General features: G+C 56.8%; 15 protein-coding genes. 8 read left to right on the forward strand and 7 right to left on the reverse strand.

Translation table 11 applies throughout. From position 1 onward, the window contains the following. The first annotated feature begins 20 nt into the window (after window positions 1-20). Window positions 21-923, forward strand: a complete 903-nt coding sequence (locus tag PanJK_RS14730; protein ID WP_256698471.1) for a LysR family transcriptional regulator — start codon at window positions 21-23, stop codon at window positions 921-923. Between the two features lie 78 nt (window positions 924-1001). Next, window positions 1002-1433: a VOC family metalloprotein YjdN gene (yjdN, locus tag PanJK_RS14735; RefSeq protein WP_265300725.1), complete on the forward strand. Its 432-nt coding sequence runs from the start codon at window positions 1002-1004 to the stop codon at window positions 1431-1433. Window positions 1434-1556: 123 nt separating this feature from the next. On the opposite strand, the gene PanJK_RS14740 is transcribed toward yjdN, so the two are convergent. The 3 genes from PanJK_RS14740 to PanJK_RS14750 form a co-directional block, all read right to left on the reverse strand. Continuing rightward, window positions 1557-2423: a nucleoside-specific channel-forming protein Tsx gene (locus PanJK_RS14740; RefSeq protein WP_008105602.1), complete on the reverse strand. Its 867-nt coding sequence runs from the start codon at window positions 2421-2423 to the stop codon at window positions 1557-1559. 335 nt (window positions 2424-2758) lie between these two features. Further along, window positions 2759-4117: a sensor histidine kinase gene (locus tag PanJK_RS14745; protein WP_265300728.1), complete on the reverse strand. Its 1359-nt coding sequence runs from the start codon at window positions 4115-4117 to the stop codon at window positions 2759-2761. Continuing rightward, a complete protein-coding gene (locus tag PanJK_RS14750; protein ID WP_008105599.1) occupies window positions 4114-4773 on the reverse strand; it encodes a response regulator transcription factor in 660 nt (219 codons plus the stop codon). The genes PanJK_RS14745 and PanJK_RS14750 overlap by 4 nt, the downstream gene beginning before the upstream one ends. A gap of 165 nt (window positions 4774-4938) precedes the next feature. On the opposite strand from PanJK_RS14750, the gene PanJK_RS14755 reads away from it, so the two are divergent. The 3 genes from PanJK_RS14755 to PanJK_RS14765 all read left to right on the forward strand — a co-directional run bounded on the left by PanJK_RS14755 (window position 4939) and on the right by PanJK_RS14765 (window position 7595). Continuing rightward, window positions 4939-5304: a helix-turn-helix domain-containing protein gene (locus PanJK_RS14755; protein WP_008105596.1), complete on the forward strand. Its 366-nt coding sequence runs from the start codon at window positions 4939-4941 to the stop codon at window positions 5302-5304. Between the two features lie 76 nt (window positions 5305-5380). Next, window positions 5381-6271, forward strand: a complete 891-nt coding sequence (locus PanJK_RS14760) for a LysR family transcriptional regulator (protein ID WP_265300731.1) — start codon at window positions 5381-5383, stop codon at window positions 6269-6271. A 112-nt stretch (window positions 6272-6383) separates the two neighbouring features. Next, on the forward strand, window positions 6384-7595 hold the full coding sequence (locus PanJK_RS14765; RefSeq protein ID WP_265300733.1) for an MFS transporter: 1212 nt from the start codon (window positions 6384-6386) through the stop codon (window positions 7593-7595). A gap of 141 nt (window positions 7596-7736) precedes the next feature. Here PanJK_RS14765 and PanJK_RS14770 read toward each other — a convergent pair whose 3' ends face one another. Continuing rightward, entirely contained in the window at window positions 7737-10127 is a 2391-nt protein-coding gene (locus PanJK_RS14770; RefSeq protein ID WP_256698192.1) for a glucose/quinate/shikimate family membrane-bound PQQ-dependent dehydrogenase, read from the reverse strand. A 284-nt stretch (window positions 10128-10411) separates the two neighbouring features. Then, window positions 10412-11011 carry a hypothetical protein gene (locus tag PanJK_RS14775; protein WP_265300735.1) on the reverse strand — a complete coding sequence of 200 codons (600 nt, stop codon included), beginning with the start codon at window positions 11009-11011 and terminating at the stop codon, window positions 10412-10414. A 409-nt stretch (window positions 11012-11420) separates the two neighbouring features. On the opposite strand from PanJK_RS14775, the gene PanJK_RS14780 reads away from it, so the two are divergent. Further along, window positions 11421-12659: an MFS transporter gene (locus tag PanJK_RS14780; protein ID WP_265300737.1), complete on the forward strand. Its 1239-nt coding sequence runs from the start codon at window positions 11421-11423 to the stop codon at window positions 12657-12659. A gap of 116 nt (window positions 12660-12775) precedes the next feature. On the opposite strand, the gene PanJK_RS14785 is transcribed toward PanJK_RS14780, so the two are convergent. Then, complete coding sequence (locus PanJK_RS14785; RefSeq protein ID WP_265300739.1) at window positions 12776-13936, reverse strand: Gfo/Idh/MocA family protein; 1161 nt, start codon at window positions 13934-13936, stop codon at window positions 12776-12778. A 267-nt stretch (window positions 13937-14203) separates the two neighbouring features. On the opposite strand from PanJK_RS14785, the gene PanJK_RS14790 reads away from it, so the two are divergent. Together PanJK_RS14790 and PanJK_RS14795 are read left to right on the forward strand one after the other, a co-directional pair. Further along, window positions 14204-15082 (forward strand): BadF/BadG/BcrA/BcrD ATPase family protein, encoded by an 879-nt coding sequence (locus tag PanJK_RS14790; RefSeq protein WP_265300741.1) that lies wholly within the window; start codon window positions 14204-14206, stop codon window positions 15080-15082. 18 nt (window positions 15083-15100) lie between these two features. Continuing rightward, window positions 15101-16222, forward strand: a complete 1122-nt coding sequence (locus PanJK_RS14795) for an ROK family transcriptional regulator (protein WP_256698198.1) — start codon at window positions 15101-15103, stop codon at window positions 16220-16222. Between the two features lie 64 nt (window positions 16223-16286). Here the strand turns inward: PanJK_RS14795 and PanJK_RS14800 are convergent, their stop codons facing one another. After that, the gene (locus tag PanJK_RS14800; protein WP_265300743.1) at window positions 16287-17378 is read right to left on the reverse strand and encodes an ABC transporter ATP-binding protein; all 1092 of its coding nucleotides are present in this window, start codon (window positions 17376-17378) and stop codon (window positions 16287-16289) included. Window positions 17379-17382 lie beyond the last annotated feature (4 nt).

Genomic DNA, 17382 nt, shown 5'->3' on the forward strand with positions numbered 1-17382 from the left:
ACAACGGTTATCATCAAACTATGTCTGCGAACCTCAAACTTCATCAGCTGCGTGCGTTTGTTGACGTGGCGCGTCAGGGCAGCATTCGCGCCGCCAGCCGCTTGTCCGGGCTTTCACAGCCTGCGCTGACTAAAGCGATTCAGGAACTGGAGCTGGCGCTGGGCGCGCGGCTGTTCGAGCGGCGACAGCAGGGCGTTACGCTGACCGATATCGGTGATAACTTTTTTAAGCATGCCAGCCTGATACTGGAAGAGTTGCGGGTGGCGCAGGAAGATATTCAGCAGCGGCTGGGATTGGCTGGCGGGCGCGTCAACATCGGCGTGGGCGGCAGCATTGCGCGCACCGTTATGCCGCAGGTGATCAATCAGTTTCATCGCGAGTATCCGCTGGTTAAGGTGCGAATTGTTGAAGGTCAGCTGGTTTCGATGGTGCATGAACTGCGCCAGGGCGAACTGGATTTCACCATCAATACCTATGATAAAAATCATCTCGATCAGGAATTGGTGTTTGAACGGCTGATGGAGCGTGATTATCAGGTGGTGATGCGCAAAGGGCATCCGATGGCGCACGCGCGCACGCTGGCCGAGCTGCAACACTGCGACTGGACCATGCCGACGCCGCAGGGCAGCTATTATCGGCTGCTGCACGATCTGTTTGGCGAGCGCGGCATGGCACCGAAAATCGTCGTCACCTGCGAGACCTTTATGGCCTGCACCAGCCTGGTGGCGCAGAGCGATTTCGTCAGCATTATTTCGCGCGATGTGATTGAAGACCCGACGCACGGCGGCCAGCTGATCTCCCTCGAACTCGACGAACCCTTACCGAAAGCCACTTTCTACCTTATCCAGCGCAAAGACACCGCGCTGACACCGATGAGCGCCTACATGGCGCAGCTGTTTCGGCGCTACTGTCAGCAAAGGTAAGAGTGCGGCCTGGCTCGCAACGGTATAAATAATGCGCACTACACTTGCAGGGGACGTTCCCTTTATGGAGTACAGACCATGCAAGTTACCCCGTATGTGTTTTACAGCGGTCGCTGCGAAGAGGCGATTGCCTTCTACCTCGACGCCACCGACGGCGAGCTGCTGTTCAAGATGACTTATGGCGATATGCCGGATGACACGCCGGTGGAGGACGAAGGTTGTATCTCGGGCGTGAGCTTTTCGCCGGAGCAGATTATGCATGCCCACCTGCGCATCGGTCAGGGCGAATTGATGATGAGCGATGGCGCACCGCAGGCGGCGTATGGCGGTTTTGCCGTGAGTTTATCCACGCCGGATGAGGCGCAAGGCAAGCGTTGGTTTGAGGCGTTGTCAGCGGGCGGTGAAGTGACGAAAAGCTGGGCACCGACGTTCTGGGCCAATGGCTTTGGCATGTTGACCGATAAGTTCGGCGTACCGTGGATGGTGAATGCGTATAAGCCGCAGATTTGAGTATAGGGTGCGCGCTAGCCCTCACCCAGCCCTCTCCCGCAAGCGGGAGAGAGAGTAGGTAGGGGCACGATCTGTTCCCTCTCCCACTTGTGGGAGAGGGTTAGGGTGAGGGAAACCAACAACTTAGAAGTTGTAACCCACCACCAAATAGTAACCCCAGCCAGTCGATTTCACTTCAAACGGACCGTTACCGAAGTTCACCTCCTGGCCATCAGCCCACTGGCCGCCGTTGTGGAAATAACGCGCCACGGTTGAAACATGCCAGTGATCGTAGTTCAGCGACAGAATGTGGCTCGATGCAATCGAGTTGCTGGTGCGTGAACGATCGGACTTATCACGCAGATCGGAACCCCAGTCGAAGTTGGTGAAGCCGATGTAGCTCAGCTTGCCGCCCCATAGGTCGGTAATCGGCACAAAGTATTTCACCTTGAAGCGATAACCATCCCAGCTGTTCTCGTTCGCCGCACCGTAGTTTTCCCACTGGTATTTCGCGTAAACGTTCAGCGACAGGCCGATATCGCTGTGCGTATCAATGTCAGTGCCGAGACCCATGTACCAGGTGTTCTGACGGCTATCGCTGTTGCGACCCATGTCATAGATGTAGTTGTTGGCGAAGTACCACTCTTTAAACGGACCAAAAGAGAGGTCGGTGCCTGTCAGCTTATCGATGGAGAAACGTGGCTCAATTTCCATGAACATCGGCGAACCATGGTCGAACACGCCGTTGGCGTTGCTGTTGCCCACGCCGAAGAAGTTGGTCAGATCGAGGTAGCCATAGAAATCGAACCAATCCTTTTTGGCAAAGGCTTCGTATTCCAGGTACACGTCGTTGTTGAACTGGGGTCCAAAACGGGTGTGGTAGCTGCCCACCACGTTCACGCTCTGATGCCACCAGTCAGAAACGTACTGCGGATCGCTGTCTGCCGCTTGTGCCGCACCAGTCCAGCTGCTGGCCAATAAGGCCCCTGCTATCAACGCTTTATATTTCATTATTGTTAACCACATGCTTTTGATCGCCGGGCCGTCGCCGCGATCGGGTGAAATTGATCCCAGGGGATGGGCAGTGAGTTGTCGTATCCGGTCTGTGTCGCCAGATTTTCAAGCTTGCGTAATGTGCCTGTAACAGAGGCATAGAAAATAGATTTTGGTCACGTTTGTCAAAAAGTGTTGCAGTTTGATTCACTGGAAATGTGATCGTTATCACATAAAGACCGTGAGGCGAACGGAACCCCGCAACCGTTTACGTGTCGCGTTCGTCGGGAAAAAGGGGTTGAGAGAATGGTGCGATACATTGCAAGGTCGCCATGAATGGCGACCCTACGGGGTTATGGGAGGGTAACGCGCACCTGCAGGCCAGCAATCTGGCCCTGTTGATCGTGGCGGTTCGACAGCGCAACTTGCATCTGATGCTTTTGCGCAACGCTGCGCACAATCGATAAGCCCAGTCCGCTGCCTTGCGCCTGCACGTCCGGCGAACGGGTGAAGCGGTCAAAGGCGCGTTCGATAAAGGATTCCGCCATGCCGGGCCCGTTATCGACAATATCCACCACGGTGTGATTACCGACGCGATGCAGCAGCACATCGACCAGGCTGCCTTCCGGCGTGTGCAGCATCGCATTGCCGATCAGGTTATCAAACAGGCTTCGCAGATCGGAGCGGCTGGCGTGCAGGCGATAATGGGTGGTGCCGTTAAAGCCGATATCAATGCCGCGCTTATCTGCCACCACCATCAACTGCTCAATGCTCTCTTTCAGCAGGTCGTCCAGCTCGATGCTTTCCACCGTGGCGACCACCGATTGATCTTCCTGACGCGAGATATTCAGCAGCTGCGTCACCAGATGGCGCGTGCGCGTTACGCCCGCTTCCAGCTGATCGAACTGGCGGCGGGCTTCTCCGGGTTGAATATGTTGCCGCAGATTCTCCAGCTGCAAGGTCACGGCGGTGACCGGCGTGCGCAGCTCATGCGCCGCATCTTCGAGGAACTGACGCTGCGATGACCAGGCCGCGCGCAGTCTATCCAGCAAGGCGTTGTAAGCTGCCACCAGCGGCAGCACTTCGTCCGGTAAACCATCAGGTGAAACGCTATGCGGATGCAGCGTTTCCTGGGCTGCGATATGGCGCGACGCCACGCGTAAATCACGCGTTATCGCCCGCACCACCAGCCATATCACGATCAGTGAGAGCGGCATCATCAGCACCAACGGAATGATGGCGGAGAGCGCTCGCTTGACCATGATACTTTTCATGTAGCCAATATTATGCAGCACCTGAATATTGCCGATTTCACTGCCCAGCTCGCCGGGCCGCGTGTAAACACGCCATTCGCAGTCGTCGCCACAATCCCCGACTTTCAAATCGGTCCAGCCTTTTTTCAGCTGCAATGGCGCATGCAGGCCCGGCCACGAGCTGGCGCGCAGATGGTTGCTTTCGTCCCACAGCTGAACGATATAGGTGCTTTTGAGTTTCTCTTCATGCATCACCATCGGCATCAGCGCCGGCATGCGTTGGCTGCTGGCCCAGGCATCAGCGATCTTGGCGAGTTGATCGTCCTTCATGGTACCCATCATGTCGCCGTAGCAGTGATAGAAATACCAGGTGACGCCGCCGATCATCGCCAGATGCAGAATCACCAGCGTGGCGAGCAGTTTGTTACGCAGCGAGCGCATAAAGGTGAAAGGTTTCATATTGCCGGTACCCGCCAGCCAAGTCCGCGTACGTTGCGGATCACTTCGTTATCCAGTTTGCGGCGCATACCGTGAATTAGTACATCCACCGCGTTGCTGCTGACCTCTTCGCCCCAGCCGTAAATGCGGTTTTCTAACTGTTCGCGTGAAAGGATGGCGCCGGGCCGCTCCAGCAAGGCGTAGAGCAGGGCATATTCACGTGCGGTGAGCTGTTCGCGCTGGCCTTTATACAACACTTCGCGCGTCATGATGTCGATCTGCACGTCGCCGCTGCCGAGCAGAGAATCTGCCGCACCGTGGCGACGGCGGGTAATGGCGCGCATACGTGCCAGCACCTCTTGCAGATCAAAGGGTTTCAGCAAATAGTCATCCGCGCCGCTGTCCAATCCCTGAATGCGCTGCTGCACGGTATCGCGGGCGGTGAGCACCAGCACCGGCGTCATGTCGCCGCGCGTGCGCGCTCGTCGCAGCACCTGCAAGCCATCTTCACGCGGCAAGCCAAGATCCAGCAACACGCAGGTATAGCCGCCTTCGGCCCAGGCATTGCTGGCATAGACGCCGTCGCGTACCCAATCCACTGACCAACCTGCCGCTTCCAGCGCTTGCTGCAGATTCGCGCCAATCATTTCGTCATCTTCTACCAGCAGCACACGCATGATGCCCTCCAACTTAACTGAACGCAGTGTAGCGACAGATAATTAGGCCAGAATTATACCCGTTTTCCCGCTTGCTAATTCTGCGCTAATTTTCTGCTAATTAAGGGATAAATTTAACGCGCTATTGTGGCGGCACTGGACACATTGCCAACGCAGGAGAATCCCATGAATCAGCGCGAATTTATCCGTAGTTTGCTGGACTGGATAGAGAATAACTTAGGGCACGATCTTCATCTGGATGAAGTAGCACGCCGCTCGGGATACTCCCGCTGGCATCTGCAACGTCTGTTCCGTCAGCACACCGGTTTTTCGCTGGCCGAATACATTCGCCAGCGCCGCTTAACCGAATCGGCATTGACGCTGATTAACAGCGATGAGGCGATTTTGCAGGTGGCGATGAGTTACGGCTTCGATACGCAGCAGGCTTATACTCGCACCTTCAAAAACTACTTCATGGTTACGCCAGGCCAGCTGCGTCGCCAGCGTCGCGTCGAGCCGGATCGTTTATTGTTCCCATTAGCCGTCGCGTAGGGTCGCCATTTATGGCGACCAGGATCGGGGAATTTGTTATAAGCTGCTGTTCTCACTCTCTTAACTGCCAGAGAACATGGACAACAGCGACAATCTCTCCGCCATGATGCTGTTTGCACGCGTAGTGGAACGGCAAAGCTTTAGCGAAGCCGCACGCACCTTAGGCGTTTCCAAATCCCACGTCAGCCGCGAAGTGGCGCGACTGGAAGTGCGGCTCGGCATCAAACTGCTGCAGCGCACCACGCGCAAAGTGGTGCTGACGGAGCTCGGCCAGGCTTACTATCCGTTCTGCGTGCGCATGCTGGAAGAGATGCATCGCGCCGACGCCTTTGTGCAGCAGGTGCATCAACTGCCCGCAGGCAACGTGCGCTTGCAGGCGCCGGTCACCTACGGCTGCCAATGCGTGGTGCCCACGCTGAATGACTTTATCCGCCGCCATATTCACATCAACGTTGATCTCGAACTCACCACTAGCGATGACCCGCAACCCAGCGCCGACGTGGCGATTGTCATCCGTGCACGCGCGCCCGACGCGACCAACTATCGTGAACTCGCCAGCATTGATTGGGGCTTGTACGCTACGCCGGATTATCTGGCGGCGCATGCGGACATCGATCATCCCGACCGCCTGACGCGCCACGACTTACTGCTGTTTCACGGTCCGGCGCACACCGCCGCGCTGCCATTTCGCCGTGATAAACAGCGGCTGGCGTTGGATGTACATAGCCGTTTCCGCGCTAACAACAGCATGGCGCTGCTCAATGCGGCGCTGGCGGGGACCGGCATCGCTTATCTGCCTGCTTATATGACGCAAGATGCTTTGACGCGCGGCGAAATTCAGCAGGTGCTGCCGGAGTGGCAAATGGATCGCCTGCACAGCTATCTGTTGCTGAAAGAGCAGCCGCAACCCTCTTCGCCGGTGACATTGCTGTGCGATGCCTTAATCAAGGCGCTCGGCATGGCGTAATTGTTGTTATCTGGCAACAATGCTACGCCGCCTGGCAATTATCATAACAACCCTGTTTTCTCTGATTGCTCGCTGTTAGCCTGCTAAAAAAGCAAAAAACAGGGATATCACCATGCAGCAACCTCCACTCGCGTTAGCGCCCGAACAGCAACACTGGAAGCGAAATTTATGTGTCTGCGTGCTGGGTTCGTTCAGCACCATCGTGGCGATGACACTACTGTTGCCGTTTCTGCCGCTCTACGTGCAGCAACTCGGCGTGCAGGAACCGGCGGCGATTGCGCGCTGGTCGGGTGCAGCCTACGGCGCCACCTTCCTCAGCGCCGCCCTGACCGCGCCGCTGTGGGGCAAACTGGCCGATCGCTATGGCCGCAAACTGATGTTGATTCGCGCCAGCCTCGGCATGGCAATTGCGATGTCGCTGATTGGCATGGCCACCGCGCCGTGGCAACTGGTGGCGCTGCGTTTGCTGGCGGGTTTGCTCGGCGGTTACGCCTCGGGATCGACCATTCTGGTGGCGGCGCAAACGCCGAAAGAGCAAACCGGCTGGGCGCTCGGCGTGCTGTCGTCCGGCATCATGGCGGGCAACGTGGTGGGGCCGCTGCTGGGCGGCGTGTTGCCGCCGCTGATTGGTATTCGTCACACCTTTTGGCTGACCGGCGCGGTGATTTTCCTTGCCTTTCTCGCAACTACTTTTCTGCTGAAAGAGGTGCCGCGCTCCTCCGGCAAGAAAACCGTGCAAAGCAGTGCAGCCGATGAGGCACCGCCGAATCTGCCGGTGGTGCGCCTGATGTGGCTGTCGGGCATGCTGCTGATTTTCGCCAATATGTCGATTGAGCCGATCATCACGCTCTATATCGGCCAGTTTGTCAGCGGCGATCACGCCATCACCGTCACCGCTGGTTTAGTGATGGCCGCCGCCGCGCTCGGCAGCATTATCTCCGCGCCACGTCTGGGACGGCTGGCCGATCGCGTTGGGCATGGTCGCGTGCTGGTTTATGGATTGATAGCCTGCGCGCTGCTGCTGATCCCGCAGGCGTTTATCAGCGAAGCGTGGCAATTGGTGGTGCTGCGTTTTCTGATGGGCGTGGCGCTGGGTGGATTGATGCCGTGCGTCACGGCGCTGATTCGTCACAGCGTGCCGCAGTCGCAGGTGGGTAAGATGCTGGGTTATTCCACTTCGGCGCAGTATGTCGGCCAGGTTTCAGGTCCGCTGTTCGGCGGTTTTATCGGCGGCGCGTTTGGTATGCGTCCAGTGTTTCTGGCGACCTGCGTGATTATGGCGCTGTGCGCGCTGTTAAACGCCCGCGTGCTGCGTAACCGCTAACTCGTAGGGTCGCCATTCATGGCGACCTTTGCAAAAACCGCACAAACTTGCCGTGCTGTGCGCCCATCATGATGGTCGCCATAAATGGCGACCCTACGAAAAAGCGGGCCTAAGCCCGCTTTGTTACTTCAACGCGAAAACTTACTTCGCATCTGGCAGTGCATAAGCAATCACATAATCGCCCAGCTTGGTACCAAACGAACCGTGACCACCTGCGGCGATAACAACATACTGCTTACCATCCACTTCATAGGTCATCGGCGTTGCCTGGCCGCCTGCTGGCAGACGTGCCTGCCACAGCATTTCACCGGTATTGGTGTCGAACGCACGCAGATAGTTATCTGCAGTAGCACCAATGAAGAACACGTTACCCGCGGTGGTGATTGGGCCGCCCAGCATTGGCATCCCCATTTTGAACGGCAATGGAACTGGCGCGCTATCGCGAACCGTACCAATGCGTTTTTTCCACACGGTTTCGTTAGTCTTCAGATCAACCGCTGAGACATAGCCCCAGGCCGGTTGTTTACATGGCAGACCAAACGGTGACAGGAACGGATTCAGCTCCACGCCGTACGGTACGCCGTACTGTGGCTGGATGCCGGTTTCAGTACCTGAACCGCCTTTGTCGTCAGCCGGTGGCTCGATCGGGTTGCCCGGACCGCGCGGAACCAGCTTGGAAACAAACGGCAGCGCCATTGGGTTAGCAATCGCAATCTGACGATGTGGATCCACCGCGATACCGCCCCATTCGAACATGCCGAGGTTGCCTGGGAAGACCAGCGTACCTTGCTCAGACGGCGGGGTGAACGGACCTTCATAGCGCAGACGCTTGAAGATCACGCGGCACACCAGCTGGTCGTACATCGTCGCGCCCCACATGTCCTTGTCCGTCAGATTCTGTTTCGGACGGAAGGTCAGTTCGGAGTACGGCTGAGTTGGTGAAACGTGGTCACCTTTGGCGGCGCCCTGTGGAACCGGGGTTTCCGGCGCAGGGACAACCGGCTCGCCGGTGCGACGATCCAGTACAAAGATGTTACCGGTTTTCGCCGGTGCATAAATCACCGGAACGGTTTTGCCATCTTTGGTGGTGATATCGGCCAGCGTCGGCTGCGACGGCAGGTCCATATCCCACAGATCGTGATGCACGGTCTGATACGACCACACCAGCTTGCCGGTGGTGGCGTTCAGTGCCAGTACGCTGCTCGCATAACGCTCCTGCTCTGCGGTGCGGTTGCCACCCCAGATATCCGGCGTTGACACACCCATTGGCAGGTAAACGATATCCAGCTTCGGATCGTACACCGCCGGAGCCCATGAGTTCGGTGAATTCATGGTGAAGGTGTGTTCATCCTGTGGAATCGCGTTCGGATCTTTCGCGCCCGGATCGAACACCCACAACAGTTTGCCGGTGTTGACGTCGAAGCCACGGATGGCGCCAGACGGCTCACGGGTTGAGTAGTTATCGGTGACCGCGCCCGCTACCACGATGGTAGTGTCGGTGATGACCGGCGGTGAGGTTGGCTCGTACTGACCTGGGGTCAATACTGGCTGCTTGTGCTGCAGATCCAGTTCACCGTTGTTGCCAAAGGCAGCACAACGTTCACCGGTTTCCGCATCCAGCGCGAACATGCGGCCATCATTTACCGGCAGGTAAATACGGCGTGAGCACAGCGCAGGTTGGGTATTGGCCGCATCAGCTGCAGCAGGGACTTCGTGATAAGAAACGCCACGGCAGGTCACGTGCTGGAAGGTTGGATTCGGCTTCAGGCCCGGATCAAATTTCCACTTCTGCTTACCGGTTTTAGCATCCAGCGCAAACAGAATCTGATGCGGTGAGCACAGATACAGGGTGTCGCGGATTTTGATTGGCGTGACTTCATCGGTGATTTCGCCCGGATCGTTTGGCGTCTTCAAATCGCCGGTCTGGAACTGCCAGGCAACCTGCAGCTCTTTAACGTTACCGGTGTTGATCTGCTTCAGCGGCGAGAAACGGGTGCCTTGCTGGTCACGTGCATAGGCAGGCCAGTCAGCATCATTGATGTTGCTCAACGGCTGCGCCTGCGGAGCATTAGAGGCTGCCGCTGGAATTTCACCGTTCAGCTCTTGTGGATCGTGGAACACTGCCCACGCCAGCACCAGCACGCTGGCAAGCAGCGCCACTGACAACAGCGCCAGAGCGCCTTTGCCGGCATTATTCAGACCGCGATACACAAACGGCAGAATCAGCCAGATGCCGAAGATCACCAACACATCGGTACGCGGTGCCAGCGCCCAGAAGTCGAAACCGACTTCCCACACGCCCCACACCAGCGTTGCCAACAGCAGCAATGCGTACAGCAGTAATGCTGAGCCGCTACGGCGCCACAGCAGAATAGCGGTGATCAACATGACCACACCGCCAATAACGTAGTACCAGGAACCACCAATGGCGGCTAACCAAACGCCACCAACCAGCATAAACGCGCCCGTCAGCAGTGCAAAAAGCACTGTGAGAAAACGGATTACGCCAAAAGATGAGGAAGCTTTCCCCATAATATTGACCTCTTTCTTTGCCATTAAAAACTAAAAAGGAAACAACGCGTTGGGCTGCTTCCCGACATAGAGTACGAAATAACGAAACGGTTCGAACGACGCTTTCCATGCGGCGAGATGTTCCCTTTGCGTTAAATTTTATCTTAAAAACGTTAAAGGGTTTGATATTTTTAGTGCTTTGCACGCGTGGAGAGGAAGTAGTGCGACATTTTATGGGGGAATAACGGTGTTATGTCCGGTTAGATCGGGCCATAACACCTAAGAGCAACACTTTGTGTAAACGTTTACCCTTCGAGCAGTATGCTGCTTGTACGTTGCTCTTGCCAGCCGCTCAAATTAAGTTGCGCATAATGTTCAGCAGGCAGCGTTAACTGCTGGGTACGTAATATTACCTCCGCTTCTCTTTCGCGACAGGACTCCAGCAGAAAAGGAAAGCTGAACTTGAGGTAATTATCGTTAAAAAACTCATCGGTCAGCACAATACCGCGAAAAGGAAAGGTGGATATATTCTTCCAGCAAGTGCCGGGTGGTGCCAAATCATATAGCCAAAATGAGAAACGCTCTGCGGCCTGGCGTAATGCACTATCTTGCTGAACTAAGTCGGCATAATTGATCGCCAGTTGTACATTCTCATTCTGCAGGCAGGAATAATTATCCGGCGCCTGTAAAAAGCGCACAAGGTTATTTCCCGTCAACGGGATGATTATTAATTCGGGTGCATCCGGCAACTGGTTATGCAGCGAAATTATGTTGCCTCCATTAAGTGTTGTCGTGCTTTCATGTTCGCAATGCATAAAAGGTGCTGAATAACACACGCCAGCTAGCGCACCGTCGAAACGGCGAATGCGCTCAGTAACATAAGGATTATAAGATCTGTTTTCCATTTATCTCTGTGAATAAATTAATTGGATGCAACGTCTTAATTATTATAAGAACGGGCGACTGGTGAAATCTTAACCCCGACAATATAAACCCTTTGCTGAATAAAGTTGATCTTTTTTAATTTTCTCTGATAGAGAGATATTAAGTGAAGCGGTAGCGATAATTCGCCATCATCTTATGTGTGTTGATATTATCAAACTACAACCATCAGCCCGCTAATATTAAGAGCGCTATGCTTAGCTTAATTTCGGATAAGCTTCTGTTTTTAAACAGCACGGCTAGCCATTGCCTGGCTCAACAAGATGCCGCACTCTGTGGCCTGAAAAAATAAAGCGGAAGCCATGATGTGGCTTTTCACCAGGTTGGTGCAACGACGCTAACCGATGTAATGATTTAGGATGGGATAAAACTATGGGTTCTCCAGTATCCGCAGCAGAGGATTCATTGCTGCGGCACAGGTCGTTTGTCGCCTTTTGGCTGGCGCGCACCTGTTCATCGTTTGGTTTTCAAATGTTCTCGGTCGCGGTCAGCTGGCAAATCTACGCGCTGACCCACAGCGCGATGGCGCTCGGCATGATCGGTCTGATGCAATTTCTACCTTCCGTGCTGCTGGCGCTGCCCGCCGGACATCTGGCGGATCAGCACGACCGTCGCCGCATCGTGTTGCTCGGGCAATGCATTGAGTGGCTGGCGCTGCTGGGGCTGGTTGCGCTCACGCTGATGAACTGGGCAGGCAAGATTGAGATTTGGGGATTGGTGTTCCTGATCTCCGTCGCCAAGGCGCTTGAGTGGCCAGCGATTACCTCGATGCTGCCCGCGCTGGTGCCGCCGCCGATTCTGGCACGCGCCATGGCCGCCAGTTCGGTGGGCGGACAGGCGGCGGTGATTATCGGCCCAACGCTTGGCGGCTTCCTTTATGTTGCGGGGCCGGAAGTGGTGTATGGCGTCTCGGCGCTGTTCTATCTGTTCTCCATCGTGCTGGTGAGCCGACTGCGCTATGAGCGGCCGCCACAGGCGCGCTTGCCGATGAATCTGCCAAACCTGTTTGCCGGCGTGCGCTTTATTCGCGATCGCAAAGATGTGCTCGGTGTGATTTCACTCGACCTGTTCGCGGTGCTGTTGGGCGGCGCGACTGCGCTGCTACCGATCTTCGCGCAGGATATTCTGCATACCGGGCCGTGGGGATTGGGCATCCTGCGCGGCGCGCCATCGGTCGGCGCGCTGCTGGTTGGCGTGTGGCTGAGTCGTCATAAGCTGGAAAAGAACGTCGGCATGATCATGTTCGGTTCGGTGGCGGGTTTTGGCGTGGCGACGTTGGTGTTCGCGCTCTCCACCCAGCTTTGGCTTTCGGTGATCGCGCTGGCGGCGCTGGGCGGCTTCGATATGGTCAGCATGGTGATTCGCGGCGCGCTGGTGCAGTTGGATACGCCGGATGACATGCGCGGCCGCGTCAATGCGGTCAACGCCATCTTCATTAATACCTCGAATCAGCTCGGCGAGTTTGAGTCAGGTTTGCTGGCGGCGTGGATGGGCGCAGTGCCCGCAGCGGCAATTGGCGGCATCGGCACGCTGATCGTCGTGGGGGTGTGGATGACGATTTTCCCGCATCTGCGTAAGCGGCAGAAGCTGGAAAACGAAACCGTGGTTTGATGGATTGGCCGTCATGACTTCGTTCGTCCATTTTGACGGTCGCCATGAATGGCGACCCTACGGCGTAAGGTGCGCATTTATGCGCACCGTTTCACAACCCGCACGATCCCCCAACATCACACGTTGATTGCTTTCCCCAGGCTGGCGTCAAAGGTTTTCCAGCTCTCGGTCATATCCACCACGGTTTTCGATTTTCGCGCTTCATCGATTTTGATCGCGGTAAGTCCCGCTTCCAGCGCATCCACCACGGAAACCTTCAGCGGCGTTCCTTGCGTAATGTGTTTCACAATCTCTTCTGCCATCAGCGCATCGGCGCCGTAATGGCCGTCATAAGCGTTGCCGTCATACTCGGTATCCACTTCGCGCTCGCCGGTGCGGGCGTTGTGCACGCGGAAGTAGTTACGCACAAAGTCACCTTCGGCCATGCCATCGGTGCCCATCACGCAGAAGCGGCGGAACTCATCCGGCACGTTAAGGTTGGCGTGGAAGGCGAGGGTGGCGCCACCGGCATACTCAATCAGCGCGGTTTGGTAATCGACGATATCGGCATCGCCGTCAAACACCGCATCGGTGCTCGACCAGCCGCTCGGCTTAACGTGATACACCTCAGACTGCGGCGTTACCGCACCTTTAGGCGCATGCTGCGGCGTGAAGTTTTTGCGTCCGCCGAAGCTGGCAACGCGTACCGGACGCTCGCCGACCAAACCCTGATAGAGATCGATATCGTGGCAGCATTTTTCCAGAATGTACGGACCAGCGTACTTCTCAAGACGACGCCAGTCGCGCTGGAAGAACGCACCGTGGTAGGGCTTGATGTGTTCGGTGGCTTCAATTGAGGTAATTTCGCCGAGGCGATTTTCATCGCGCGCGGTGAGCAGGTCGCGATAGAGCGGCGAGTAGCGCAGCACCAGGCCGACCAGAATGCGCTCGTGACCATATTGCTGCACCAGCTGTGCCATCGCCATGGTCTGCTCTTCGTTGATCACCACCGGCTTCTCGGTGAATACCGTGTAGCCCGCCGCCAAGCCCTGACGAATATGTTCAAGGTGCATAAAGTTCGGCGAACCGACCAGCAGCAGATCAAAGCCGCCGTGTTGCAGCAGCGCATCCACGCTGTCAAACGCGGTGCCCGCATCAATGCCAAAGCTGTGCAGATTCGGTAATCCTGCCGGAGCCGGATCGACATAACCCACCACGGAAAACGCTGTGTCGGCTTTGTTGAACTCTTTCACCACATGGGAAAGACGAAAGCCCAGACCAATAATGCCCACTTTCATGTTGTACCCCTGAAGCCCGTTGCCTGTAAGCCGCCCGACCTGTCAGGCTGCTGATAATCTGACCGCTAACTTATTACGACAGAAAAACTAATGTCAATCCGTGTGGCGGATCTCAATTGGTGAAAAATTGTTATTTGTATGATTTATATCTATTTTAATTAACTATACGGATTGCCTATTTATTTGTTATTGCGATTTAAGTTTTTTTCCCCTATCTTTCGCACATCTATAAGCGTCATACCGTTTCGGGCTGGCAGGAGGAAGCGCGTGCAATCACTAATGCTGGGTATTGATGGCGGTGGTACGCATTGTCGCGGACGCCTGACCGACAGCGCCGGACGGCTGCTGGCGGAAGCCAAAGGCGGTCCTGCTAACGTCTGGTCGCAGTTTGATGCCGCTATAGTGGCCATCGAGCAGGTGATCGACGATCTGTTTGCGCAGGCGAATTTACCCGCTGAAGCGCGCGACCGCACGGTGATCGTCGCCGGGCTGGCGGGCGCGAACGTCGCCTCGGTACAAACCCGTCTCGCCAGCTGGCAGCCACGCTGTCAGGCGCGCTATCTATTTACCGATGTCGAAATCGCCTGTGCCGGTGCGCACGCCGGTGCGCCGGGCGCGGTGTTTATTATTGGCACCGGCAGCCAGGGCGCGGCCTGGGATGGTGCGCACTTCACGCTGCTCGGCGGCTGGGGTTTTGCCTTGTCGGATGCCGGTTCGGGTGCGATTCTCGGCCAAAGCGCGCTGCGGCTGGCGCTGCTGGCGCACGAAGAGATTGTGCCCGGCTCGGCGTTAACGCAACGCATCATGGCAAGCTATCAAAACAGCCCGGAACAGCTGCTGATCTGGTCGAAACAGGCGACGCCTGCCGATTGGGGCCGCGTGGTGCCAGAGGTGTTCGCTGCCGCGCAGCAGGGCGATGTGCACGGCACAGCGCTGGTGCAGCAATCCGCCGCGGATATCGTGCAGATGGTACAGCCGCTGCTGGCGCGCAGCCACGGCAAGCTGGCCTTGATGGGCGGATTAGCCGAGCCCATTCAGGCGTGGCTGCCGGCGGATATCGCTGCGCTGCTGGTGCCGCCGCAGGGCGATGCGCTGAGCGGTGCGATTCGCCTCGCCACGCAGTTCAGCCTGACACTTCCCGCTTAACTTCAGATAAAGAGGCTCATGAGCGCTCCCAACGTAACCGCGCGCATTCTGCGGCTGATTGTCGAAAATGCGCCTATTAGTCAATCCGATCTCAAAGTGCGTAGCGGCCTGAGCATGTCGACGGTATCGCAAGCCACCAATCGTCTGCTGACCGGCGGCATCGTGCAGGAGTTGGGGCTGCGTCGCGTCTCGATGGGGCGACCCAAAACGCTGCTTGGCCTGAATCCGGATCACGCCAGCGTGGTGGGGATTCAGCTCAACGCCGAACGCAATCTGATGGTATTGACCGATCTCAGCGGCAACATCATCGGCGAGCAGCAGATTCCTTCCGGCGCGATGACGCCTAAGCAACTCGGCGATGCGCTGGCGAAGTTTTTGCGCGGCGTTGAAGGCAAAAAGGTTGGGGCGATTGGTCTGGCGCTGTCGGGTTTGGTTGATGCCAGCAACGGCGTTTGCGTGCTGTCACGCGCGTTGGGCTGGGATAACGTGCCGATTGCCCGGCTGCTGGAAGAGCGCTTCTCGCTGCCGGTATTTATTGAAAATGACGCTAACGCGCTGGCGATGGCGGCGCTGGTGTTTGGTCAGCTCGGCCACGCGCAGTCGGCGGTGATTGCAACTTTTGGCAAAGGCATCGGTGCGGGGATTCTGCTCGATCGCCAGCTCTATCGCGGTCGTCACGGCAAAGCGGGTGAGATTGGCGTTTCGCTGCTGGGCGACGGCTCTGAGCGTTTGCTGGAGGATGTGGCATCGTCGCAGGCGATTCTGCAGCGCGTGGCGGCCACCACCAAAGACGAGGCGCCGCACACGCTGCGCGATCTCGATGTGCGTCCAACGCCAGAGGTGCTGAGTGCGCTGGCCGAGGCCGGGCAGCATTTAGGGATGTCGCTGGCGAATCTGTCGGTGGCTTACGATCCGGACGTGGTGTATCTGGCGATGGAGCCGCAAATGGCCTCGCGCATTTTGCTTGATCACATTACGCAGAGTTTCCAGACTTACCGTTTGAAGCTGACGCCGCACATGACGCCGCTGCAATTCCTCACCGAATCCAACCGCATGTGGGCGCAGGGCGCTGCTGGGTTTGCAGTGAATAAGTTGCTGGATTTGTTGGCCGCGCAGGCCGATGAGGATATCGCGTCGTGATTTTGTGCGCGCGTTGAGACGGTCGCCATTTATGGCGACCGCCACCATGAACGCACCGCACCCCTTAACGTAACCGCAAACCCTGCTCATCAAACAACAAACAATGCTCGGCGCGCAGCTGGTAACTCATCCTCTCGCCAATCGCGTGTTCCGCCACGTTACGCTCCTCAATCACCAGCAGCTTCTCTTCGCCGATATCGAGATAGAGATAATTGGTGTGTCCCAGCATCTCGCTAAACGACAATTCGCCGCTGAAACTCGCGGCATCATCGTTGCTGCTCACCGGCTGGAAATGCTCCGGGCGCATGCCCAGCGTGATTTTCTGCCCTTCGCGGCACGGTGCGGCGATCGGCAGCGTAAGCTGATTGATGCCCAGCGCGGGCACACGTAGCCGCACCGCACCCGGCGCGATCGCCGCCACTTCGGCACTGAGGAAATTCATCTTCGGCGAGCCAATAAATCCGGCGACAAACAGATTATCGGGATCGCGATACAGCGCCATCGGTGCGCCAACCTGCTCAATACGGCCCTGACGCAGCACCACAATGCGATCCGCCAGCGTCATCGCTTCCAGCTGATCGTGCGTCACGTAGATCATGGTGTTGCCCAGCGAGGCATGCAGGCGAGCAATCTCAATGCGCATCTGCAAACGCAGCTCAGCATCGAGGTTCGACAGCGGCTCATCAAACAGGAATATACGCGGATGGCGGATAATCGCGCGGCCAATTGCCACGCGCTGCCGCTGCCCGCCGGACAATGCACGCGGTAAACGGTCAAGGAATTCAGTGAGATGCAGACGTGCCGCCGTCTTTTGTATCGCCTGTTCAATTTCCGCTTTCGGGCGCTTCATCACCTCCAGCGGATAGGCCAGATTGCCGCGCACCGTCATGTTCGGGTAGAGCGCATAGGACTGAAACACCATGGCGATGCCGCGCTCGGTGGCGTGCTGATCGGTCATGTCGGCACCTTCAATCAGGAACTTACCGTCGGTGATCTCCTCCAGCCCGGCAATCATGCGCAGCAGCGTGGATTTCCCGCAGCCGGAAGGGCCGACAAACACCACGAATTCGCCGCTGTTAATGGTGAGATCGATGCCGTGAATCACGTTCACATTCTCGTAGGACTTCTTAACGTTTTGCAGATGCAGGCTGGTCATGCGG

Origin of the sequence: Pantoea sp. JK, from assembly GCF_026130245.1 — a bacterium.
Classification (GTDB): Bacteria; Pseudomonadota; Gammaproteobacteria; order Enterobacterales; family Enterobacteriaceae; genus Pantoea; species Pantoea trifolii.